Origin of the sequence: Leucobacter sp. USHLN154 (genome assembly GCF_037145595.1) — a bacterium.
GTDB lineage: Bacteria > Actinomycetota > Actinomycetes > Actinomycetales > Microbacteriaceae > Leucobacter > Leucobacter alluvii.
In genome coordinates, this window is the sequence record NZ_JBBCXF010000002.1 from 288,304 (window position 1) to 311,159 (window position 22,856).

General features: G+C 66.2%; 22 protein-coding genes and 2 tRNA genes. 11 read left to right on the forward strand and 13 right to left on the reverse strand.

Annotation, left to right across the window (positions count from 1 at the left end; genetic code table 11):
* Positions 1-465 (forward strand): BLUF domain-containing protein, encoded by a 465-nt coding sequence (locus WFH23_RS05390; RefSeq protein WP_200332222.1) that lies wholly within the window; start codon positions 1-3, stop codon positions 463-465.
* 123 nt (positions 466-588) lie between these two features.
* Positions 589-1,083, forward strand: a complete 495-nt coding sequence (locus WFH23_RS05395) for a MarR family transcriptional regulator (RefSeq protein WP_090152316.1) — start codon at positions 589-591, stop codon at positions 1,081-1,083.
* A gap of 29 nt (positions 1,084-1,112) precedes the next feature.
* Here WFH23_RS05395 and WFH23_RS05400 read toward each other — a convergent pair whose 3' ends face one another.
* The gene (locus WFH23_RS05400; RefSeq protein ID WP_336661820.1) at positions 1,113-1,343 is read right to left on the reverse strand and encodes a hypothetical protein; all 231 of its coding nucleotides are present in this window, start codon (positions 1,341-1,343) and stop codon (positions 1,113-1,115) included.
* Positions 1,344-1,639: 296 nt separating this feature from the next.
* A complete protein-coding gene (locus tag WFH23_RS05405) occupies positions 1,640-2,899 on the reverse strand; it encodes a ferrochelatase (RefSeq protein ID WP_336661821.1) in 1,260 nt (419 codons plus the stop codon).
* Positions 2,900-3,107: 208 nt separating this feature from the next.
* Between WFH23_RS05405 and WFH23_RS05410 the strand changes: the two genes are divergently transcribed.
* Positions 3,108-3,281, forward strand: coding sequence for a CsbD family protein (locus tag WFH23_RS05410; protein WP_200332220.1), 174 nt, complete (start codon positions 3,108-3,110; stop codon positions 3,279-3,281).
* Between the two features lie 90 nt (positions 3,282-3,371).
* On the opposite strand, the gene WFH23_RS05415 is transcribed toward WFH23_RS05410, so the two are convergent.
* From WFH23_RS05415 to WFH23_RS05425, 3 genes are all read right to left on the reverse strand, one after another.
* The gene (locus WFH23_RS05415; RefSeq protein WP_442918699.1) at positions 3,372-4,766 is read right to left on the reverse strand and encodes an aldehyde dehydrogenase family protein; all 1,395 of its coding nucleotides are present in this window, start codon (positions 4,764-4,766) and stop codon (positions 3,372-3,374) included.
* An 86-nt stretch (positions 4,767-4,852) separates the two neighbouring features.
* The gene (locus WFH23_RS05420) at positions 4,853-6,658 is read right to left on the reverse strand and encodes a thiamine pyrophosphate-requiring protein (protein ID WP_336661823.1); all 1,806 of its coding nucleotides are present in this window, start codon (positions 6,656-6,658) and stop codon (positions 4,853-4,855) included.
* 47 nt (positions 6,659-6,705) lie between these two features.
* Positions 6,706-7,839 (reverse strand): baeRF2 domain-containing protein, encoded by a 1,134-nt coding sequence (locus WFH23_RS05425; RefSeq protein WP_336661824.1) that lies wholly within the window; start codon positions 7,837-7,839, stop codon positions 6,706-6,708.
* A 230-nt stretch (positions 7,840-8,069) separates the two neighbouring features.
* Between WFH23_RS05425 and WFH23_RS05430 the strand changes: the two genes are divergently transcribed.
* On the forward strand, positions 8,070-8,228 hold the full coding sequence (locus tag WFH23_RS05430; protein ID WP_336661825.1) for a hypothetical protein: 159 nt from the start codon (positions 8,070-8,072) through the stop codon (positions 8,226-8,228).
* 32 nt (positions 8,229-8,260) lie between these two features.
* Here the strand turns inward: WFH23_RS05430 and WFH23_RS05435 are convergent, their stop codons facing one another.
* Together WFH23_RS05435 and WFH23_RS05440 are read right to left on the reverse strand one after the other, a co-directional pair.
* Positions 8,261-10,639: a glycoside hydrolase family 65 protein gene (locus tag WFH23_RS05435; RefSeq protein WP_336661826.1), complete on the reverse strand. Its 2,379-nt coding sequence runs from the start codon at positions 10,637-10,639 to the stop codon at positions 8,261-8,263.
* Positions 10,636-11,598, reverse strand: a complete 963-nt coding sequence (locus WFH23_RS05440; protein ID WP_336661827.1) for a TIGR03885 family FMN-dependent LLM class oxidoreductase — start codon at positions 11,596-11,598, stop codon at positions 10,636-10,638. Before WFH23_RS05440 ends, WFH23_RS05435 begins: the two co-directional genes overlap by 4 nt.
* Before the next feature lie 393 nt (positions 11,599-11,991).
* Here WFH23_RS05440 and WFH23_RS05445 point away from each other — a divergent pair, with 393 nt between their 5' ends.
* From WFH23_RS05445 to WFH23_RS05455, 3 genes are all read left to right on the forward strand, one after another.
* Positions 11,992-12,657: a DUF6766 family protein gene (locus WFH23_RS05445; protein WP_428833661.1), complete on the forward strand. Its 666-nt coding sequence runs from the start codon at positions 11,992-11,994 to the stop codon at positions 12,655-12,657.
* A 56-nt stretch (positions 12,658-12,713) separates the two neighbouring features.
* Positions 12,714-13,178 (forward strand): SRPBCC family protein, encoded by a 465-nt coding sequence (locus WFH23_RS05450; RefSeq protein ID WP_336661829.1) that lies wholly within the window; start codon positions 12,714-12,716, stop codon positions 13,176-13,178.
* 559 nt (positions 13,179-13,737) lie between these two features.
* Entirely contained in the window at positions 13,738-14,280 is a 543-nt protein-coding gene (locus WFH23_RS05455) for a hypothetical protein (RefSeq protein ID WP_336661830.1), read from the forward strand.
* Positions 14,281-14,463: 183 nt separating this feature from the next.
* Here the strand turns inward: WFH23_RS05455 and WFH23_RS05460 are convergent.
* Both WFH23_RS05460 and WFH23_RS05465 read right to left on the reverse strand, forming a co-directional pair.
* Positions 14,464-14,537, reverse strand: a tRNA-Met gene (locus tag WFH23_RS05460).
* Between the two features lie 35 nt (positions 14,538-14,572).
* Positions 14,573-14,644: transfer RNA gene (locus WFH23_RS05465), tRNA-Thr, on the reverse strand.
* A 130-nt stretch (positions 14,645-14,774) separates the two neighbouring features.
* On the opposite strand from WFH23_RS05465, the gene WFH23_RS05470 reads away from it, so the two are divergent.
* Positions 14,775-15,266 carry a hypothetical protein gene (locus tag WFH23_RS05470; protein WP_336661831.1) on the forward strand — a complete coding sequence of 164 codons (492 nt, stop codon included), beginning with the start codon at positions 14,775-14,777 and terminating at the stop codon, positions 15,264-15,266.
* 90 nt (positions 15,267-15,356) lie between these two features.
* Here the strand turns inward: WFH23_RS05470 and WFH23_RS05475 are convergent, their stop codons facing one another.
* The 4 genes from WFH23_RS05475 to WFH23_RS05490 all read right to left on the reverse strand — a co-directional run bounded on the left by WFH23_RS05475 (position 15,357) and on the right by WFH23_RS05490 (position 19,374).
* Positions 15,357-16,202 carry a sugar phosphate isomerase/epimerase family protein gene (locus tag WFH23_RS05475; protein ID WP_336661832.1) on the reverse strand — a complete coding sequence of 282 codons (846 nt, stop codon included), beginning with the start codon at positions 16,200-16,202 and terminating at the stop codon, positions 15,357-15,359.
* Positions 16,203-16,213: 11 nt separating this feature from the next.
* Positions 16,214-17,098 carry a carbohydrate ABC transporter permease gene (locus tag WFH23_RS05480; RefSeq protein ID WP_090152389.1) on the reverse strand — a complete coding sequence of 295 codons (885 nt, stop codon included), beginning with the start codon at positions 17,096-17,098 and terminating at the stop codon, positions 16,214-16,216.
* Positions 17,095-17,982 (reverse strand): carbohydrate ABC transporter permease, encoded by an 888-nt coding sequence (locus WFH23_RS05485; RefSeq protein WP_090152392.1) that lies wholly within the window; start codon positions 17,980-17,982, stop codon positions 17,095-17,097. The genes WFH23_RS05480 and WFH23_RS05485 overlap by 4 nt, the downstream gene beginning before the upstream one ends.
* A gap of 69 nt (positions 17,983-18,051) precedes the next feature.
* Positions 18,052-19,374 (reverse strand): ABC transporter substrate-binding protein, encoded by a 1,323-nt coding sequence (locus WFH23_RS05490; RefSeq protein WP_090152516.1) that lies wholly within the window; start codon positions 19,372-19,374, stop codon positions 18,052-18,054.
* A gap of 297 nt (positions 19,375-19,671) precedes the next feature.
* On the opposite strand from WFH23_RS05490, the gene WFH23_RS05495 reads away from it, so the two are divergent.
* The 3 genes from WFH23_RS05495 to WFH23_RS05505 all read left to right on the forward strand — a co-directional run bounded on the left by WFH23_RS05495 (position 19,672) and on the right by WFH23_RS05505 (position 22,832).
* Positions 19,672-20,667, forward strand: a complete 996-nt coding sequence (locus WFH23_RS05495; protein WP_336661833.1) for an SIS domain-containing protein — start codon at positions 19,672-19,674, stop codon at positions 20,665-20,667.
* Positions 20,668-20,779: 112 nt separating this feature from the next.
* Positions 20,780-21,700 (forward strand): PfkB family carbohydrate kinase, encoded by a 921-nt coding sequence (locus WFH23_RS05500; RefSeq protein WP_336661834.1) that lies wholly within the window; start codon positions 20,780-20,782, stop codon positions 21,698-21,700.
* Between the two features lie 31 nt (positions 21,701-21,731).
* On the forward strand, positions 21,732-22,832 hold the full coding sequence (locus tag WFH23_RS05505; protein ID WP_090152400.1) for a substrate-binding domain-containing protein: 1,101 nt from the start codon (positions 21,732-21,734) through the stop codon (positions 22,830-22,832).
* Positions 22,833-22,856: the final 24 nt, after the last annotated feature.

Sequence of the window (22,856 nt, forward strand, 5' to 3'; positions counted from 1 at the left end):
ATGCAGACCAACATCGCATCCACCGAGACGCGCACCGAGACGCTCAAGTCGCTCGTCTATTCGAGCGTCGCCGTCGCCCCCTTCAGCGATGCCGAACTCGACGCCCTGCTGCTGCAGGCGCGTGCGCGCAACGAGGCACTGGGTGTGACCGGCATGCTCTCGTACCGCGGTGGCAGCTTCATCCAGTTCCTCGAAGGCTCCGAGGAGCACGTCGCGGAACTCATGGCCGATATTGAGGCCGACCCGCGCCACACGGACGTGCGCATTCTCATCGACGAGCGCATCTCGGAGCGGCAGTTCTCCAGTTGGACCATGGGGTATCAGCGCATGCGCACGACCGAGACACCCGTTCCCACGGGGTTCCGCGATACGTTCACGGACCTCGAGCAGGGCGCAGATGACGTGATCACCGCTCGCGCGGCGCGCGAGCTCACATTCTGGTTCAAAGTTCGATCCGCTCGCTGACCAGTCGGAAAGCCGCTGTCGCAGGCGACCGGAAGCTCGTAGGCACTGGAATAGTCGTATTCTGTACTAAAACCTGACTTAAAATGGTCAAGGGACCAAGAATACGCGCGTGAAGGAAGTGTCGTGAAGAGCATCATCAGCAGCGAAGAGGAGCATCTGTACTCCACGGAGCCCATCACGGACTCCGCGCGCGCGCTCATCACCGCGATGCAGCAGTTGCGAGGCGCCCAGCAGCGCCAGGAGGCCCGGTCGCTCGATCAGTCGGGGTTGCACAGTCAGGACCTGCGCGCGCTGCGATACATCGTGCAGGCAGACCGCAGCGGGCAGCCGATCAGCCCGAAGGATCTGATCACCATGCTCAAGACGTCGAGCGCGAATGTGACCAACGTCATCGACCGCCTCGTGAAGAAGTCGCTGGTCACGCGCGATCCGCACCCGACCGACCGGCGCGCGCGGTTCTTGAAGCCGACCGGGGTCGCGATCAATGAAGTCGATGCCGCGTTCGAAGAGCATCATGCCGCACTGATCGCCGCCGCGAACGGCATTCCGCAGAAGGACGTGGATACCACGATTCGCGTGCTCGGCGAACTCACCGCCGCACTGAACGACGTCGCGTAACCGCCCGGACCCGGAGCGTCTGGCCCGAGCTACCGATCGAGGAGCCGCGGTCGCCGACCCGCCCGGCGGTCGAAGTGACTGCGCACTTCGAAGTGCGCCCGCACGGCATCAGCCATCTGCTCATCGAGCACCCAGGGCTGGTGGCTCGGATGATCGGGGTAGCGGAGGCGCAGAAACTTGCGCACGCGATGCCCGGGATGCACCCCTGGGGTGTGGCCGAGTTCATCGGCGAGTTCGCTCGGGCTCATCGGGTACTGCAACGCTGGTCTCCCCTCGGGCGCACGGCTCACTGAGGCTGTGCCGGTGCGCCATTGATCGTTCGCCGCTCACCCGTTCGAGGGGTACGCGGATCAAAGTCGCCGTCACCGACTCCACCGGTAGCGTGCCAGGAGATCACAGTTCGGTCACGCGGCGCGCCGCGAAAGGTAAGAAGTTGACTTTAATTCTTTCTTAAACCAAATCCAATTTTCGCGAGGGGCCACGCTCTCCCGCGAGCGTCGAGCCGCCGCTGCATCCCGCGAACACGCGAGCGCAACGGCGGCTCAGATCACCTCGCTTAGGGCTGCAACCCTGCGATCGCCGGTTTGAAGCCGAGCCGCGGGTTCTCGCAGCACCCGGGGCGGCAGACGTCGAACCACGGACCGATCGAGGTGGCGTTCGCACGCTCCTCGACCGGCCGCCCCTCGATGCGCTCCTGCACCAGATCGACGAGGGCTTCGACGAACGCGGCGTGCACCCCCGGAGTGGGCACGCGCGTCACCCAGAGCCCGCGCTCGGTCGCCGTCTCCGTCGCCTCCTCGTCGAGATCCCACATCACCTCCATGTGATCGCTGACGAACCCGAGCGGAACGATGACCACAGCCGTGCGGCCCTCGAGTGCAGTGATCGCGTCGTTGATGTCGGGCTCGAGCCACGGCTGCGACGGCGGGCCGGAACGGGACTGATACACCAACTGCCACGAGAACTCCGGGGCGGCCTGAGCGATGATCTCGGCGGCTGCGGCCAGGTGCTGCGCGGCGTACCCTCCGCCATCAGAGTCAGGGAAGAGACCGGCGCCGGACAGCTCGGCGTCAGCGGTCGGAATGCTGTGCGTCGCGAACATGATCTCGACCTGATCCCCGCGGTTCCCTGCGGCGAGCGCCTGCTCGACGCCGGCACGCACCCCCTCGACGAACGGCTGCAGAAAGCCCGGATGGGAGAAGAACTGCCGCACCTTGTCGATGCGGAGCGTCTCCTGCAGGCCAGCACTCTCGAGCGCATCCGCCCAGTCCTCCCGGTACTGACGGCACGACGAGTACGAGGAGTACGCGCTCGTCGGAATCGCCAGCATCGTGCGCACCCCGTCCGCGGCCGCTGCCGCGAGCGCCTCATCGAGATACGGCGCCCAGTTGCGGTTGCCCCAGTACACGGGCAGGTCGATACCCGCGGCGCTCAATGCCGAACGCAACTCCGTGAGCAACTCCCGGTTGTGATCGTTGATCGGGCTCACGCCGCCGAAGTGCCGGTAGTGGTGCGCCACCTCTTCCAGACGCTCATCCGGGATTCCGCGGCCGCGTGTGACGTTGCGCAGAAACGGCAGCACGTCGTCCTGACCCTCCGGTCCGCCAAACCCCGAGAGCAGGATCGCGTCGTAGGCGAACGGCACGGTGGTGTGCTCTGGTCCGTCCTTCGTCGCAGAGGTCGCACTCGGCACGCGTGCGCCCGGGTCGAGATGCACCCGAGTCGCTGCGGGCGGCTTCGTCTCCCGGCGACCCGTAGGCCGGTAGCCCGTTTCCCCTGGAGCGCTCTCGGTCAACGATGCGTCACTACTGTCCATCACGGTTCCTCCCATCACACCTGCTCCAATCAGCATAGATCTGATCTATGAGCATTCTTGCCAGGCTTCTCAGCAGCAGGCGCCGGCTCACGGGATCGACGCCACTCAGCAAATGAGAAAGAAACTGTGTTACAAAGTGAGTGTTGGAACGCGGTGGTGCCATCGCAAGCGGGCTCCGGCTCGAACCAACCGACGAAAGGGGATCATCATGGGACTCGACGACAAGATCAAGAATGCAGCTGAAGACCTCGGCGGCAAGGCGAAGGAAGCCGCAGGCAAGGCGACGGGCAACGAGAAGCTCGAAGCTGAAGGGCGCGCCGATCAGGCGAAGGCCGATATGAAGCAGGCCGCCGAAAAGGCGAAGGACGCCTTCAAGAACTGATTCTCGGGAATACGCAGGTGGGGCGCGGAACGCGAGTTCCGCGCCCCACCTGTGCGTGAGGCCCTTCTTCGAGCGACTGCCAGCACCCGGCTACTCTGGCACTGGTTCGAGATGCACGACCTTCACCGTCGACATCTCGTCCAGCAATTCCGGCCCGTACCCGAACCCGGCACCGCTGCGGCCGCGAGGCTGAGCGGCCCCTCCGGGAGCGCCGCCGAAAACATTGTTGATCTTCACGGTACCCACCGCCAAGCGATCGATCGCGGCGTGCGCGTGCCTCAGGCTCGGCGTCAGCACCGACGCCGAGAGACCGTACTCGTCTGCTGCGGCACGCTCGAGCGCCTCCGCGAAATCATCGACGACCATGACCGGAGCGACGGGCCCGAACGTCTCCTCCCGCATCACGGCCATATCGGGTGTGCACGCTTCGAGCACCGTGGCGGGATACCGACTCCCCGGCCCCTCCGGCACCACACCTCCGACGCGCGCTCGCGCCCCGCGATCCATCGCCGAGCGCACCTGCTCATGCACCTCGTCCCGCATCCGATCGTCGACGAGCGGAGGAACACGCTCTTCGGCGTCCCACCGCTGCGCCTCGGCGGCGAGCGCATCGATGAATTCGGTCGCGATGTCGCGATGGACGAAGATGCGTTCGACAGAGGTGCAGATCTGGCCGGCGTTCGTGAACGCCCCGATCGCCGCCTGCTCGGCAGCCCAGCGCACGGGAACGCCGGAATCGACGATCAAGGCGTCGTTTCCGCCGTTCTCGCGCACCAGGTGGGCTCCGGTGAGCGCGACGCTCCGCGCGATCCGCTCACCGGCATGCGTGGACCCCACGTGGGCGACGAGGTCCACCTCGGCAGAGCCGACGAGCACCTCGCCCTCTCGGGCGCCGCCGGTGACGGTCGAGAGCACGCCGTGCGGGAAGTGCTCGGCGAGAATCTCACCCAGCAGCCCTCCCAGGTGCGGGCAGCGCTCGCTCGGCTTGTGGACGACGGTGTTCCCCATCGCGAGCGCGGCTCCGAGCAGACCGGCGCTCACCGCGACCGGGTCGTTCCACGGCGTCACGATCGCCGCGACCCCGCGGGGCTCTGGGCGCATCATGTCGAGCGACGTGCCAGAGCCCAAGAGGCTCTTCCCCCGGTGCACGGGTGCCAGTTCGGAGTACTGCAGCAGGGTGTCCACAGCTGCCCGCACTCCGCCGAGCGCGCCTTCGAGATCCTTCCCCGTCTCTCGGCGGTGGAGCTCGGCGACCTCCGCTTCACGTTCCGCCAGCGCGCGACCGGCTGCGCGAAGCATCTGTCCTCGCTCGCCCGCTGAGGTTCCCCGCCATCCGGGAAGCGCCTCCCGCGCACGCTGAATGGTCTCGCGGATCTCAGCCTCCCCGGTCTTGGCGATACTGCCAACGCTCGTGCCGTCTGCCGGATTCGTGATGTGCAGTTCGCTCTCGGCGGCTGCGTTCGTGTCGCTCTGATGCACGCGCATCCCTTCTGTACTTGGATCAGTGGTTGGTGGGGAGTTCTCGGGGGTCTCTGCCGCAAGCGGGCTGTGCGCTGTGGCCAGCGCGGGCCTCACTGCTCAGCGGCTGCGGCGATGTGCTCGTACGCTTCGAGGAGACGAAGCGCCTCGGTGCCGCGAGCGCCTTCGGCATCGAGGCCGGCCCGAACCGACGACAGCTTCTCCTCCGCCCCCGGGAACGGCGGCAGGAGCGGAACGTGCTGGGACACTGCCGCTTCGATGACGACCGGGCGCTGCGCCTGAAAGGCCTCGTCCAGCGCAGATCCGAGCTGCTCGGGGGCTTCCACTCGGATCCCCTCCAGCCCGAGCAGCTTCGCGTACTCGGCGTAGGCGAACTCGGGCAGCTCCTGGGACGGAACGAAGCGCGGCTGCGCCCCCATCTCGCGTTGCTCCCAGCTCACCTCCGCGAGATCTCGGTTGTTGAGCACCAGCACGATGAACTGCGGGTTCTCCCAGCTCTGCCATCGCTGCGCGACGGTGATCAGCTCAGCGTTTCCGAGCATCTGCATCGCGCCGTCGCCGGCCAGTACGGCGACAGGCCGACTGGAATCGGCTTCCTTCGCAGCGACGCCGTAAGGTACGCCGCAGCCCATGCTGGCCAGCGTGCTCGACAGGTGCGCCGGCACCTCACCCGAGAGCGGGATCTGCCGCGCGTAGTGGTAGACGCAGCTGCCGACGTCGCAGGCCAGACGCATCGGCGGCGCGAGGCGCGACCCGAAATCCCGCACCGCGAGCTCCGGGTTGATGGGAGGAGCCGGCACCTCGGAGCGCAGTCGCACCGTCTCGCGCCACTGCGTCACGCTGCCTTCGACCTCGTCGCGCCACGGCGTCCGGTCGCGCGGCTTCACTCGAGCAAGCAGCACCTCGAGGGTTTCGCCGGCATCGCCGACGAGACCCACTTCGACCGGGTATCGGTTGCCGAGCACGGCTGCGTCGACGTCGATCTGCACCGCCCGAGCGCCGCCGGGGGCGGGGTAGAACTCCGTCCACGGGTCATTCGAGCCGACGATCACCAGGGTGTCGCAGTGCTGCAGTGCGAAGGCCGACGCGTCGGAGCCGAGGTGCCCCATCGTTCCGGCCACGAGCGGGTGCGACTCGTCGACGTACGGCTTCCCGAGCAGACTCGTGGTGACGGCCGCTCCGAGGTGATCTGCGAGGCGGAGCAGCTCCGACTGCGCATTCGCGACTCCCCGCCCGGCGAGGATCGTGATGCGCTCCCCCGCTTCGAGCACGTTCACGGCGGCATCCAGATCCGCCGCGAGCGGGCGCGGCGTTCCTCGCGTGGAGAGCGGCGCGGTCACCAGGTGGCCGTGCTCCTGTCCGAGGTCGGGGGCGGGGGCCTCCTGCACGTCGTGGGGAAGGATCACCACGGTCGGCTGCGATCGGGCGCGCGCCGATCGGAAAGCGCGGTCGATCGCGAGGTAGATCTGCTCGGGAGAGCTCACGAGCTGCACGAACGGCGCGGCGACATCGTGGAAGAGGGTTTGGAGGTCCACCTCCTGCTGGTAATCCGATCCGAGCACGCTGCGGTGCTGCTGCGCGACCAGGGCGACGACGGGAACGCTGTCGAGCTTCGCGTCGTAGAGCCCGTTGAGCAAGTGGATCGCCCCGGGGCCCTGCGTCGACGTGACCACTCCGACTCCGCCGGAGTATTTGGCGTCGCCGACGGCCATGAATGCCGCGCTCTCTTCGTGCCGGGCTTGGATGAACCGCGGCGCACGGTCACTCCGATCGAGCGATCCGAGGAGCGGGTTGTTCCCGTCGCCCGAGTAGCCGTACAGTCGCTCGACTCCCCAGGCCGACAAGCGCTCGACGATCGCGTCTGCGACGGTGCCGCGTTCTTCCTCTGACTGTCCCATTACCGTTCCCTCCGTATTCGACGTGCTCGTCCCACCGCGGCGCGGCCCTACCAGCGCAGCAGCGCGAACGGCGGGCGCGGCTCGCGGGCTTCCCGGGCCGCGTCATCGGCCTCGGGTTCGTCTTCGATGATCCGAATCTGGGCATCGGTGAGCACCGCGGCCCGCGCGAGCGCTTCGGCGACAGGCACTCGCGCGATCTCGTGCGCCGCCGCGAACGTACCGCTCTCGGAGGCGACCCACGGCTCCGCATCCAAGACGCAGAGCGTCGCGGCCGAATCCTCGGTCGGACCCGGGATCAGACGCGCGTCGAGGAAGAGCTGCGCGACCTGAGCCTGCTGCAGCGCGGCGACGACCGCTTCCACGCCTTCCGCTCGGAGGCGCCCGCCTTCGGCGTGGGATGCGTCGATCGCTCCCGCCGTCTCCTCCGCGATGACGCGATCGAGCGCGGTCTCGATCGCCTCCGTCAACGCCGCATCATCCGCGCCGTCTGCTCGGGTGTTCGCGTCGACTTCGACGACGAGCGCCGAACTGTCGGGTGACAGCTGATCGCGCAGCAGCTGACGCGCCCGCACGTCGCCGGAGAGCGCGATGAATGCCGGCGACGCCTGCCGCGTCAATCGCTCGACGACCTCCGCCACTTCTGACTGGGTGTGCTTCCAGATCTCCTCCGAGTGGCGTTGCCAACGCGGCTGAGACCATCCGCCTGCCTGCACCTTCGGAAGGGAATCGGTGCGCCCCTCAACGCTCTCAGCCGATTCGACGCCGCGCTGCCCGGCGGTCTCGAGGCGCACATCGGCTCCGTCGCGAGCGGTCTCCACGACGAGATAGCGAAGCATCGTGCCTCGGTGCCTGATGAGCGGGAGGAGCTGGGGAAGGCGCCCGTGCGCGAAGATTTCCGGGCCGCGACGGGGGCCCGCGAACGCTTCGCGGATCACGATGCTCCCGTCGCGCGCGAGGAGAAACAGCGTCGTCGGGTCGACCGCTCCAGTGCGGTCGCGAAGCACTTCGCGGATCGCCTCCACATCTGCGTCGGGCGCGCCGGCGGTCGCCACTCCGCGCAGCGTCCGCTCCTCGCGGGCCTCTGCTACGACCTGGGGCTCATCGCTGGTTCCGTCGGTGTACACCGTCGTCCACGGCCCAGGCGCCTGCGCTGCGTCCCGAAGTTCTCGTCCTGCGGTCATCACATCTCCTCTCGGTGATCGAAAGGCCTCGGCATCGAAGCTCCACTTCTAACCTGGGGCGTCGGGGTCGTCTTCGCGACGGCCTTGAAGCAATGCCGGAGTCCCCCTAAACTCCCCCATCACCGGCTCATGAGGCCGCCGCACGAGGCGGCGGCCAGACTCCGCTGATGCAGCCGGTCAGGATCCGCGCCGGCAGGCGCACCGATCCGCACCGAGAGAAAGGGAATCCGATGGAAGACCAGAATCCAGAAGTGATCCGTGACAGCGCGGACAAGGCCGAAGAGGACGTCGAGACCACTCAGGAGAGCGACACTCCCCAGCAGGCGGAATCCGAGCGCGACGAGGAAGACGGGGGGCAGCAGGTGCTCCCGGAGACCGACCTCGGATAGCCGGATCGAAGCGCAACCCCGCCCAGAGGATCTCACTGCTCAGTGAATGCGCGGCTCGCCGGTCGCGGTGATCGTCCTCTGGGCGACACGGGTGGGTCTCCCGGCGTGGAGTGATCCGGCGTCGGGAGGCGCACGTCGCGACCCGGTTCGAGCTGCGCCTCGTCACCGAAATGCCGGATGCGGAGCGGTGGCCCCTCGCGCAGCCGATACGTCGTCGCGTCCGGGGTGATATCCAGTTCGATCACGGAGCCGTGGAGGCGCACCGCGAAACTGAGACGGCTGAGGCGCGCAGGCAGCCGCGGGCTCAAGCTCGGCGCTGCAGCGCTGTCGCGGAGGCCCCCGAATCCGCACACGAGCGCCGTCCATACGCCTGCGAGCGCCGCGACGTGGAGGCCCTGGTCCGTGTTCTCGTGGAGGTCGTCGAGGTCGAGGGTCGCGACCTCCGCGAGATAGTCGTACGCGAGGTCGAGGTGACCGAGTTCTGCGGCCACCACGGCTTGAGCGGCAGCGGAGAGCGAGGAGTCACGCACGGTGAGCGCCTCGTAGTAGGCGAAGGCGCGATCCTTCTCCTCGCGCGAGAAGTGCTCGTGCGCGAAGAACAGCGCGAGTACGAGGTCCGCCTGCTTGACCACCTGCTTGCGGTAGAGATCGAAATACGGGAAGTGATCGTGCAGCGAGTACTGCTCGGGATGCGTCGACTCGAAGTCCCAGCGCTCGAGCTCCGTGTACCCGGCCGATTGCGGATGCACCTCGCGCTGGGCATCGAACGGGATGTGCATCGCATCTGCCGCAGCATCCCAGGCGGCGACCTCGTCGTCCGCGATGCCGAGGCGGCGTGCGACGTCGGGGTGCGCCCGTGCCGCCGACACGGCTCCCCGCAGATTCACCTGAGCCATCAGGTTCGTGTAGACGTTGTCGTTCATGACGGCTGAGTACTCGTCCGGGCCGGTCACGCCGTCGATGTGGAAGGCGCCCTGGCCATCGGTACGGCCGAGCGAGAGCCAGAGCCGCGCGGTCTCGGCGAGCATCTCCACCCCGCACTCGCGTTCGAAGTCGATGTCGCCCGTGGCGCGCACATACTGCACGACGGCGGCCGCGATGTCGGCGTTGATGTGGAACGCCGCGGTGCTGGCCGGCCAGTACCCCGAGCTCTCACGCCCATCGATCGTGCGCCAGGCGAACGACGCTCCCCGCAGATGCAGCAGCTTGGCGCGCTCGCGTGCGTGGTCGAGCGTTGCGTACCGCCAGCGGAGCGCCTGCTCGGCAGCGCCGGGCATGGTGGAGATGAGCACCGGAAGCACGAACGCTTCGAAGTCCCAGAACGTGTGCCCCTCGTACCCCGACCCGGTGAGCCCTTTGCCCGGGATCGAGCGCAGCTCCAACCGCGCTGAGGCTTGGTGCATCTGGAACAGGGCGAAGCGCACCGCCTGCTGCAGCCGTGGCTCGCCTTCGACGCGAACGTCGGCGCCCCTCCAGAACTCGTCGAGGCGCTGCCTCTGGCTCTCCAGCAGGCCGTCCCAGCCCAGGCGCACGGCGCCCGCGACGGCTGCAGCCACCTGTTCCTGCAGTGTGGCGTCGGATGCTCTCGCGGACCATTCGTGGCCGACGAATTTGACGAACTCCAGCGTCTCTCCCGCACCCAATGAGGCTCGGATCGTCGTCCGCGCAACATCGCCCTCGGCGTGAGAGCGCAGGGTCGCTCCGACACCCCCGGCCGTCCGTCCGCCGCAGAGCACGTGATCCATGGAGGTCGCGACCGTCAACCCGCTCTCCCTGGTGCGGTGCACGACGGTGGCACAAGTACCGGCGACCGCACTGGAGCGGCCGATGAGCGGCTGGGCGAGCAGATCCTTCACACGAGGATCGCCATGATCGGTCGGGAGCGGTTCGTTGGCCAGCACTTCGGATTCCACCGTGATGTCGACGGGCGATTCCAGCGCCCGAACGGAGTACCGCACCGCCGCGATGGATCGGTGTTCGAACGAGACCATTCGCGTGGAGCGGATCTCGACAGCTTCGCCCGCCGGCGTCGTCCAGGTCAGACTCCTGCTCAGCGTCCCCTCCCGGAAATCGAGGCGTCGCACGTGGTCGTCGACCGTTCCGTGTTGCACGGTGAACGGCTCCCCATTCACCGTGAGCCGGATGATCTGCCCGTTCGGCACGTTGATGACGCTTTGGCCGGTCTCCGGGTACCCGTAGCCGTCTTCTGCATACGGCATCGGATGCTCTTCGAAGACGCCGTTGAGATAGCTGCCGGCGACACCGCGAGGGTCGCCCTCGTCGAGGTTCCCGCGCCACCCGACGTGACCGTTGGACAATCCGAAGATCGTCTCCTCGTGCGCGAGGTACCCCGCGTCGATCCCGCCGGTGCTGAGGCCCCACGGGTCCACGTCGAACTTCGGTGCCGTCACAGGATCCTCCTCAATTCGGGCAGCAACTCGGTCTCGCATCGCCTCAGAAACGTCAGCTGATCGCGCCCCACGTGATGCAGGTACACGTGATCGAAACCAGCGGCGAGCTGCGCGATGCGATCGGCCATGTCGATCGCCGAATCGGAGATCACCACTGCGTCTTCGAGCGCCCCGTCCGACAATCGGGCGACGGCCTCGTAGTCCTCGGGATCCTCCAGATCCCACATGAGCTCGCTCGAGACGGTGCTGTGCGCCCACTGCTCCTCGGCTTCGCGCGTCGCCTCCTCCGCGGTCTCGCCCAGACTGACATGCACCTGCAGCCGGGCACTCCCCTCAGCGTTCCCTGCTCGAAATCGTTCGAGGATGCCCTGCGTCTCCGCTGGCGTCGACGCCACCGTGATCAGCCCGTCCGCCCAACCTGCCACCCACTGCGCCGTTTCGGCGCTCGCCGCGGCGCCGAGCAGCGGCACACGTTCGTCCGGGCGACTCCACACCCTGGCGTTGTGCACGTGGGTGAGGTCGCCGCGAACACTCACCCGTTCTCCGTCGAGCAGTCGTCGGATCACGTCGTGGCACTCCCGCAACCGGTCCTGGCGCGCAGACTTCACGGGCCAATCTTCGCCGGTGACATGCTCATTGAGCGCCTCGCCGCTGCCCAGCGCTGCCCAGAAGCGGCCAGGGAACATCTCGGCGAGGGTTGCGATCGCCTGGGCGACGATCACCGGATGGTACCGCTGCCCCGGCGCGTTCACGACGCCGAAGGTCAGGTCGGTCGTCGCCATCGCCGCTCCCAACCAGCTCCACGCGAACCCTGATTCGCCCTGCTGTCGTGTCCAAGGCGCGAGATGATCCGAGCACATCGCCGCTTCGAATCCGGCTTGCTCGGCGAGGCGGACCGTCTCCAGCAGCTCTCTCGGAGAGTGCTGCTCGTGCGACGCGTGGTAGCCGATCACTGCCATCTGTCAGACCCCTTTCCGGCCGGGCACGGGCTCGGCCGCTCGCGCCCGTGCGCACGACTGCGCACTGTTGAAACACGAGGCTACTGAGGCCCGCCGGGGTGCATCAACGGCTTGCGCTCGGCCCACCCGATTCCCTATGCGGCGGTTCCGGCCAGTGCCACTGCTGCCGCGGCCCCGTCAATCCCCCTGCGCCCGGCCCGTCGGTGCGTCATGCTCAGACCAGAGAAGCGGGGGGCGAGGAGAGAAGGCGAGGACGCTGTGCGGCAGCATGAACGCAACAACAGAATCTCCCAGGCGGTTCCGTTCTGGGCGTGGATGACGATCGTGGTCGTCGGCCTCGTCGTCATGATCGCACTGCCGCTGATGGGGCGGTGAGGCGTGATGCGGGAGTTCATGCGGAGTACACGACTCAGCCTCGTGTTCCTGATCATCTTCTTGCTGACGCTCATCGGGCAGTCCGTCGTGGGGTTTCTCTACAACAACGAGGAGCTCACCCAGCACGGCCAACCGGAGATCGGCTACTTCGAATTCGTGACCACCTCGGCGTTCCTCGTGGACGTCGCCGAGAACTGGCAGTCCGAGTTCCTGCAGTTCTTCCTCTTCATTCTGGCGACGATCTGGTTCATCCAGAAAGGGTCGCCGGAATCGAAGAAGCCTGGTGACGAAGGGCTCGGCTCGGATGAGGATCAGCTCGTTGGAAGTCATGCGCGGCGCGATTCTCCGCGCTGGGCCCGCGCGCACGGTGTGCGACTGTGGATCTATTCCAATTCCCTCCTGCTCACCATGGGTGCCGTGTTCGTGCTCTCCTGGTTCGCCCAGTCGCTGGCCGGGCACATCGTGGCGAACGATGAGAACATGCAGCACGGTCTTCCGCCCGAGAGCTGGGGCGCATACGTCGTGTCGGCGGAGTTCTGGAACCGCACGCTCCAGAACTGGCAGTCCGAGTTCCTGGCTGTGGGCGCGATGGTGGCGTTCTCGATCTACCTGCGTCAGCGCGGGTCCAGCGAGTCGAAGCCGGTGGGCATGCCGCACCACACGAGCAGCGAGGAGTCGCAATAGGGGGCTCGCGATGTGCACCCCTCGCGGGGAACGCACGCCCTCCTAGACTGACGACCATGTCTGCGCCGCTGAACTTCGTCGGTTCCATTCGCATCTCAGCGGATCCCCTCACCGTGTACGGCGTGGTGTCTGACGTGACGCGCACCGGCGAGTGGTCGCCGACGTGCCGTGAGTGCTGGTGGGATGAGGATCATGGCCCGCGCCAGGGCGCCTGGTTCACCGGGCTCAACGTCACGTCCGAGCGGGAGTGGAAGACCCGCAGCCAGGTCGTCGTCGCCGACCCCGGGGTCGCGTTCGGCTGGAGCGTCGGCCCGGGCCGCGTCGTATGGACCTACCGCATGGAGCCGTCGGGTGACGGGACCCTGCTCAGCGAATCATGGGAGTTCACGCCGGAGGGGCAGGCGTACTTCGCCGAGCGTTTCGGTGAGCACGCCCCAGAACAGGTGGCGGTGCGCAGCGCGGCGGCGCGCGAGGACATCCCCGCGACGCTCGCCGCGCTCAAGCGCATCATCGAGCAGTAGGCCAGCCGCAGTTCAGGATGTGAGGCGGCAACGAGACGCACTCGATGACCACTTGCTCGCGCATCTGAAATAGACCATATATCCCGGTCACGTTTCACTTCTGTGGCAGCAGGGAACCGCCGATGAGTGAAGCGTGGGTGCACTTCTCTGAACGGCTCCCCATGTGTCCCGCGACCTCGTCGTGCTGAGTGGCGCAGTAGCCGAGCAGTACGTCAAGAAGAATGCTGATCTCATGTGAGTGATCCTCCTTCCAAGGACGAAGCCTGCCCACTGTCCTCAGAGGTCCCGTCAGAGATGCATGACTACCGGTCGCGGCGCGCAGAGCACTCAATGTAATCGAGCGAATACGGCTTTTATGCGGGCGAGTGCGCAAATGTGCACCAACGCTGCTGCATGAGCGTCGGCGAGTGCTGTACTTATCGGCGAAACGCTTGAGCGCCGGTGTGCCGTATCCGCGGCACCGCCAGGGCTCATCGAAGCCAGGACGCGCTCGACCTGCAGACGCATGTGGTCGCCCGCCAACCGAACCGTTGCACGAATACGTCGAGAGTTAGATCGCATGCTGGTAGAGAGCTGCCCCGATGGGGAAGCCGCGCGTCGAATTGCAGCGGAGAACCGGGTCGACACTGAGTCGTTCGCTCCACCGTGGGCCGACGCATCTCGCGTGCTCTTTCAGGGCACCTTCGACCAACTGTGGGAAGTGCGTTGCAAGTCCATTCTCGAAACCGTCATCGACCTTCGCGCACTCGAACCACTCGTACTGCTTCCCGACGACATCCAGTTCGACCACTACAGGAGCCGGTACGAGACGCTCTACGGCGATGCCGCGCTCGATGTACTGGCCTCGCTCACGATGGGCGAAACGGACATCGCCCGTGGTCGCTTCATCTTCATCGATCTCGAGCCCGTCATGCTTGCGCTCAGCACCGAGTTCGACATCGCTCTGCACCGACTGCTGCACAGTGGACGGCTTGGCCTCCCGATGGTCGGTGTCGCCACGTCGCGTCCGGAGTGCATTGCCGTCACCGGCTTTGACCATCTCACCGACCAGACGATGCCGGGGCGTGACAGCGGCACGGCCCATTCTTCGACTGCGCAGTGACCGGGATTTCGAGCGCGTAGCCGCCATCGTTGCTGCTGCCGTGCACCGGGTTCCCTGGATCGCGCGCCTCGCTGAACTGGAAGCCGGTCCCCCGGCCGTGCCAGAGTAACCAAAGCACGTCGGTCACCTCTCCCGGGAACCAAGAAACCCCCTCCGAAGAGGGGGTTTCTCAGAGACTCTCTGTAGCTGAGGCGGGGCTCGATCCCGCGACCTCACGATTATGAGTCGTGCGCTCTAACCAGCTGAGCTACTCAGCCAAACTGGCCCGCACGAGTGCGAGCCAGAGAGTCAGAGCCCCGACCGGGATTTGAACCCGGGACCCCTTCCTTACCATGGAAGTGCTCTACCACTGAGCTATCGGGGCGTGGCCACCGTGCGATGACAACCGTTAGAGAATAGCACTGTTCGCGGCACAAAGTGAAATCTGGTTGGCTAGTACTGCGCACCCGGGCGGGTCTTCTGCCGGAGGTGCTGAGCACAGGTGAGGAGCAGGCGTGCGGAGCCCGGTCGTAGTCGTCGTCGGAGTGGTATTGGCGCTGTGGATGGCGGCCGGCCGCTGGCTGTTCGGCATCGGTGGCAGCCTGACCTGGTGGTACCTCCCGACAATCGGGTTGGTGTTCATCTGGTTGCAGGTGTGGCAGGCGCGCCGGCTGCGCGTGACCGCATCCCGCGGGCGTCGCACGAGCCGGAGCACGATCGTCACGCTGATCCTCGCGTGGGTCTGCGCGATCGGTTTCGGCCTGACCGTTCCCGACCGCGTGGGCGACGACCTCGTCTCCATCCTCAGCCTCGCCGGGGGTTCCGCGTTCTCGGCGGAGATGTCGCTCGCGCTCTGCAACCCGTTCGGCATCCTGGCGTTCACGCTCGCGATCGCCTCGCTCGCATTCGCGTATGCGGATGCCCGTGACCCGAAGCCGGAAGAGGACGAGCACCTGGACGAGCACCCGGGTGGCAGCACTGCCATGATGGCTCACCCGCTCGCCTGAGCATTCCCCTCCCGTGAGCACGAGGGTTCCCGTCGACCGTGCACCGAGAAACGCAGCTCAAACCCTCGGAGTCGAGAGGAACCCTCGCTGTCAGCGCGAAGACGCTGGCAGTGCAGCCTCGATCGCCGTGAGCGACCGGGCGAGCGCGGGCCGGGGGTCGATCGCGTAGCTTCCGTCCCCGAACAGTTCCACGGTCATCCAACACGAGTAGCCGTGCCGGTCGAGGGCCACCAGAATGTCCTCGAGCGGAAGCTCGCCGTCGCGCCAGGCGAGGTGCCCAGTCGGCGTGCCGTCGATGAGGTGCACGTGACGCACACGGTCTGCGAGCAGCTCGAAGTATCCGTCCACCGTGTCTCCCGCCGCCGCCATCGCCACGGTGTCGAGCGCGACGCCGAGGTTCGCAGCGCCCACGTCTTCGAGCGCTCGAGCGGCGTCTTGAGCGGTGTTCACGAGGTTCGACTCCACCCGCTGCAACGGCTCGAGGAGGCACTCGAGTCCGAGCGTCTGCGCGTATGCGGCGATCTCCCCGAGTGCGTCGATCGATCGCCGCCACGCCGATTCTCGAGCCTCGCTCTCGAACCCGCGGCCGGGGGTGAGAAAGAGCTTCGGTGCGCCGAGCTCGACGGCCAACTCGGCCGCACGTCGGAACGTTGCAACGCTCGTCGCACGCATCCGGGGATCAGGGGATGCGATATTCACGGGGTACATCACCTGCTCGGGCGTGAAGCAGACGATCTCGAGACCGCGCGATGCCGCAGCACGACGCATCGCCCGAGCATCGGCGCCACTCATCCACGGCACGTGCAACTGCGGTGCGACGCCCCACAGCTCGACGCCGGTGCGGCCGAGAGCCGCAAGATCGTCGAGGCACTGGTCGAGCGGGTGGTGCTGATACGAGAAATTGGATCCACTGACCTGCGTGAGCGCGAGCGACACGATGCGTCTCCTTACTTTCCGACCCCGTCGGCGAGGCCCTTCACGAAATAGCGCTGGCAGGCGAGAAACAGCACGACGACCGGCACCGCCGCGATGACCATCCCGGCGAAGACCACCGGGTAATCAGTGCCGTGCTTGCTCATCAGGCTCGTCAGCCCCACCGGCAGCGTCTGCGCGCCGACGCTGCTGGTGAAGACCATCGCGAAGAGGTATTCGTTCCATGCGAAGAGCACGTGCAGCAGCACCGTGGAGACGAGAATGGGTTTGCACATCGGCAGAATGATCCGCCAGAACGTCGTCCAGCGGCTCGCGCCATCGATCTGCGCGGCCTCGTCGACCTCCATCGGCAAGTCGATCATGTAAGAGCGGATCAAGAACGTCGTGAAGGGAATGCGGAAGGCGGTGTAGAGCACCATGAGCGCCCAGAAGGTGTTGTAGAGCCCGAGCGCCTGGAACATCTTGACGAGCGGTACCAGTGCGACGGCGGGGGCGAGCATGAGCCCGCCGAGAATGATGCCCGACCAGAATGCGCTGAACGGGATCTTCACGCGAGTGAGCCCGTATGCGGCCCAGGCGCTCACGAGCACCGTCGTGACCGTCGAGACGACCGTGACGAGCAGGCTCGTGGTGAGGAAGTCGCTCACGCCGCGATTCCAGGCGTTCGCGTAGTTCTCCCAGCTCCACTGCTGCGGCAGGGCGAACGGATTGCCGAACAGCTCGGTGTTGGTCTTGAAGCCGTTGAAGATCATCCACAGCAGCGGGTAGATGACGATCACCGCGAGGCCGATCAAGAAGGACCAGGCGAAGACACGACCGATGATCCCGAGAAAACCCGCTCTGCCGATGCGAGCTCGCTGCGGTCGCACCGTCAGCAGTACTGCCGTCTCGGTACTCATACCTCGACCCTCCGTTTCCGTGTGTACCAGAGCTGTGCGAGGCCGATCCCGAGCGATAGCAGGAAGATCACGACGGCGATCGCCGCCGCGTACCCGAAGTCGTTCCTCACGAACCCGTTGCGGTACAGCCATGTGCCGAGCACCTGCGTCGAGTTGTTGGGTCCGCCACTCGTCATCACCATGACCTCGTTGAACACCTGGAATGCGCCCGAGATGGTGACGATCATCATAAGCCCCGACATCTCGCGAACGAGCGGGAGGGTGATGGTGAAGAACCGCCGGAACGGGCCGACGCCATCGATCTGCGCCGCCTCGTAGAGTTCGGTCGGGATCCGCTGGATCGCGACGGTGAAGAGCAGGGCGGAGTAGCCGAATCCCTGCCACTGGCTCATCGCGATGATCCCGAACATCGCCGTGCTCTCCTGCCCGAGCCAGGGTTGCGCGAGGGCGTCGAGGCCGAAGAACCCGAGGGCGCTGTTGAGCATGCCGATGTTCGGCTCGTAGATGAAGTAGAAGAGCAGGCCCGAGACCGTGATCGAGATGGCCGATGGGATGAAGTAGATCACCCTCAGTGCGTTGCGCACCCGGGCATTCCTGACGCTCTCCACCATGGAGGCGATGACCAGCGCACCACCGACCTGGAAGATGATCGAGGCGGCAGCGTAGAGCAGGTTGTTGCCGAGCGAGCGCCAGAAGATCGGATCGTGCAGCAGCTTCTCGAAGTTCTTCGCTCCGACGAACTCCTGCGTTCCCGAGTAGATATCCCACTCGCCGGTCGCAAAACCGAAGTTCTGCACGAGGGGAAGATAGACGAAGGCGATGAGGATGAGAATCGCGGGGGCCAGCCACAGCAGCCCTCTGAGCGATGCGAGGCGCTTTTGCATGTCAGTCACCTATCCGTTCAGGATCCGGCGGGGCGGCCGAGCTGCAGCACTCGACCGCCCCGAGCAGGATCACTGCGCCATCGAATTCGCGTTCTGCACGCTCGCGAGGATCTCATCGGGTGACGTATCACCGCTGATCAGCGCCTCACCGCCCGCGAGCCACGCGTCGGCCACTTCCGGAACGGTGACGGTGTCGAGCCAGACCACGAGCTGCGAGGCATCATTGACCTGCTCGATCCCGCTGAAGACCGCTGCGCTCGAGGTCTCCTCGGTCACCGCTCCGATGACGGTACTCGGCTGACCGTAGGGCGGAGATGAGAGTGTCTGGGCGTTGGCCTGGTCGGTAGCGAACTTCATGAAGTCCACGGCGAGCGGAGCACGAGGAGACTTCGCGTTGATGAGGTAGCCCTCGGGCGACCCTTGGATGGCGTCGGTGTCGCCCTTCGCCCCCTCTGGAACCGGCAGCTTGAAGATGCCGAAGTTCTCGGGAGTGAGTGCTGCGCCCTCGGCCGTAACCGTGTCGAATTCGAGGATCTCCTGGTAGTACATGGCCGCTCGGCCCCCGGAGAGGGCCTCCTGCGCGGTGGTGTACAGCACCCCGTTGGTTCCCCTGCCGGAGTCCGTGCACTCCGTGACCAGCTGATCGAACTGCTCGAGCGACTCGACGTAGCCCGGGTCGCTCCACTCGGCCGTCGCGGGGTCGAAATCGGCGTGCAGGGTATCGGATGGCACGTTGTACCCGAATAGCTGCTGCAGGTAGTGCAGGGCGGGCCAGCCGTCCTTGTTTCCGAACGCGATCGGCTCGTATCCGGCCTCGCGCAGGGGCCCGCAGGTATCGATGAGCTCCTCGAACGTCGTCGGCACCTCCACGCCGGCCTGCTCGAATGCCTCGACGTTGTAGCCCATGAACTTGCCATTGTTGTAGAGCGGTACGCCGAAGTACTTGTCATCGAACTTGAAGGCGTCGAGCGAGGCTTCGCCGAACTGCCCGCCCCACTCCGTTCCCGGCGCGATCACTTCGCTAAGGTCTGCGGCGAGCCCGCCCTCCACGAAGTTCTGAGCCCATGTGCCCGCCCACGTGAAGTAGATATCGGGGAGCGCCCCTGAAGCCGTCAGCGTCTTCGTCTTGTCCTTGACCGACTGATCCGTCTCCTGGATGAACTCGAACTCCACGTCCGGGTGCTGCTTCTGGTATTCCTCGGCGACGTCGAGAAAGTACGGCTCGAGTGGTTCGCCGGCGAACTTGGTGAGGACGCTGAGCGTGCCAGAGTACTCAGGCTCGGCCGTGACGTCGACGGCTTCACCGCCGCCACCGCCGCCCCCGGTGCATCCGCTGAGCGCGATCGCCGCCGCGGCGGCCATCACCATGACCGATGTTGTCTTCCGATGCATATTCATGCCCTCCTCGTTGAGAGCGCCGCTGGTGCGCGACGGCCCGCCAGGTGTATTGAACGGCGTCGGCAAGTTTTCGTCCGGCGTACTGATACCGGTCCCACCTGCCTGAAAAGTATTGTGACCGAATGGCGGCGGCACCGCAAGCCCCGATGACGTGAGCACTCGGTATTTTCGGGCATGAAGCCGCGTGTTATGGGAAATGTGTTGACGGGGTCGGATTCGTCATGGCACGATACTCGAACGTGATACCGGTATCAGACCGGGTCAAGGAAGCGTCACGAAAGGAACGTCACCATGCTCGGTTTCAACGAGGAAGAACTGCGTGAGCAGCTCAGCAGTGCGGTCGCCCTCCGCCCGCAGATCGAATCACTCGTCGATCAGCTGCAGAACATCGACAACGTGCTCCTCATCGGCTCCGGAGGCACCTACGCCCAGATGTGGCCCTACGAGTACCTGGCCCGCCGCCACTCCAAGCTCCCCGTGCGCGCCGCCATCTCCCGTGAGCTCATCGAATCGGGCGACGCCTGGCTCGGCACCGGCACGCTCGCGGTGTTCGCCTCGGCATCCGGCACCACCGAGGACGTGCTGCTGGCGATCGACTACGTGAAGAGCAAGGGAGCGACCACGGTCGCGTTCACCGGCATCGGAGACTCCCCGATCGCGCAGAACGTCGATCATGCGCTCGTCTGCGCGCCCAAGACCTGGCCGTTCGATCCGCAGCTGCTGCTCCTCGTGGGCCGCATCATGCACGTTCGGGGCGAATTCGACGGATACCCGTCGCTCGCAGACGAGCTCGTGCACCTGCCCGACGCCGTGATCGAGGCCGCCAAGGCGACGGAGGAGAAGGCCAGGGCATTCGCGGAGACGCACAAGGACTCCGACTACTACTTCCTCATCGGCGGCGGCCCGCTCTGGGGGCTCACCTACCTCTACTCGATGTGCGTGCTCGAAGAGATGCAGTGGCTCCACACCACGCGCGTGAATGCTGCGGAGTTCTTCCACGGCTCGCTCGAGCTGCTCGAAGAGGACACGCCGGTGCTCATCTTCCAGGGAGAAGACGAGACGCGTCCCCTCACCGATCGCGCCGAGGCATTCGCGAAGCGGATCTCGAAGGACGTCACCGTACTCGACAACCGCGATTATGAACTCGCCGGCTTCAGCCAGGAGAATCGGGCACTCATCGCGCCGATCGTGCTCGACATCGCCGTCGGGCGCTTCAGCAAGCATCTCGAGCGAGTTCGGGATCACTCGCTCGACCTCCGCCGCTACTACCGCGTCATGGACTACTGACCCGGATTCCCACCCGGGCCTGCGCAGACCTCGCCGCGCAGGCCCGGGTCACCCCTCCCCTCCGTGCGCGACGCCCGTTCCGCACGACTATCGCGCTTGAGAGGAACGCTCAGTGAAGATCCTCGGATTCGGCGACAACATCGTCGACCGCTTTCTCGATCGCCGTCTCGACTACCCAGGCGGCAACGCCGTCAACGTCGCCGTGTACGCTCGTCGCCTGGGCGCGAGCGCCGGGTATCTCGGAGTCTTCGGCGACGATCCCCTCGCACGCTTTCTGCAGGCCGCGCTCTCGAACGCGGGTGTGGACCATTCCCGCTCCATCGTGCGTCACGGCGAGACCGGCATCTCCACCCTGAATGTGATCGACGGCGAGCGCGTCTTCCTCGAATGGAACGACGGCGGCGTCACCGTGCGGGAGCCCATCGATCTGAATGAGGGCCGGTCTGAGTATGTGGCAACCTTCGACCTCGTGCACTCCAGCGTGTATTCGCGCACCGAACCCGAACTTCCGCGTCTGCGCCAGACCCCCGCGCTCGTGAGCTTCGACTTCTCCTCTGAACCGGAGTTTCGCACGAACGCGTACATCTCCCGTGTCGCGCCGCACATCGACCTCGCGCTCGTCTCGTGCTCCGATCAGAGCGTCACGCAGACGCACCAGTTGCTCGACCGACTGATCTCGGCCGGCGCCGGCATCGCCCTCGCCACTCGCGGCACCGACGGGGCGATCGTGACGGATGGAACGCAGCGCGTCTCGGCGCCCGCCGCCATCATCAGCGATCCGGCGACCATCGTCGACACCATGGGCTGCGGGGACGCGTTCGTGACCGGATTCATGGTGGAGCTGCTCGAACGCGGGTGGAGCCGTCAACACGCGCCGAGCCACGACGCGCTGCGCGCCGGCCTCGACGCCGGGAACGCATCATCACGCGCGCAGTGCTTCGTCGAGTCGGCGTTCGGCGGAGGCCGGGCGATCCCCGACGAGGAACTGCAGCGCTACGCTTCGACCGGCGACGCCGTTCGCAGCGGCCCCTAAACTGGAGTCTTCGGCATCGAGGAGGTAGACCGTGGGCAAGCCTCGCCCTTCCGCCCCGACGATTTCAGAAGTCGCAGCCGCCGCCGGCGTCGGGCGGGCCACCGCAGCGCGCACACTGGGCGGGTACGGCTATGTCAGCGCCGAGATGCGAGACCGCGTGCTCGCCGCGGCCGATGCCCTGGGGTATCGCACCAATCAGCTCGCACGGAGCGTCTCCACCGGCGTCAGTCACACGATCGGCGTGGTCGTCGCCGACATCTCGAATCCGTTCTTCGGCGGCGTCGCGCTCGGCATATCCGAGGTGGCGAGCGCGCGCGGGTTCGACGCGCTGGTGCTGAGCACCGCAGAGCACCTCGAAGAAGAGATCAACGCCGTCAACGTACTCGTGGACAAACGGGTCGACGGCATCATCCTGTCCTCCGCGGCGTGCGCCGCCGATTCGACGGCGCACCTCCAGCTGCCGAACGAGCAGGGCATCCCACTCGTACTCCTCGACCGACTGATCCCGGGGCTCGACCTCGACGCCGTCGTCATCGACAATCGCGCTGCCGCTCGGCATGCGACGACGGAGCTGATCGCTGCGGGACACTCGCGCATCGGCTTCATCTGGGGCCCGCCCGTGCCGGAGCGGATCGAGTACCGTCGAGAGCTCGTCGAGGCCGCCGGCCGCAATCTCTGGTCGGACGGCGAGCGACTCACCGGGTACCTCGACGCCCTCGACGATGCAGCGATTCCGCTCGACCTCGACCACATCATGCTCGGCGAGAAGACTGAGATGAGAGCGTACGAGGCGGTGACCCGCATGCTCGCACTCGATGCAGCGCCCACCGCGTTCTTCTGCACCGAGACCGATGCGCTGACCGGCACTCTGCACGCACTCCGAGATGCCGGCCTCGCGATCCCGAGCCAGGTCTCGATCGTCGGGTTCGATGACAGCTCGTGGGCTGCGGTGATGAACCCTCCGCTCACGATGGTGCGTCAGCCGATGCTCGAACTCGGCCGCCAGGCCGCCGAATTGCTGCTCAGCCGCATCGACTCGGGAGCGGGCGATGCCGAGCCGCCGATGCAGCGCGAGCTCGAGACGGAGTTCATCGAGCGGGAGTCGGTGGCCCCCGCTCCCACGCACAGCTGAACGGCTGAACAGCTGAACAGCTGA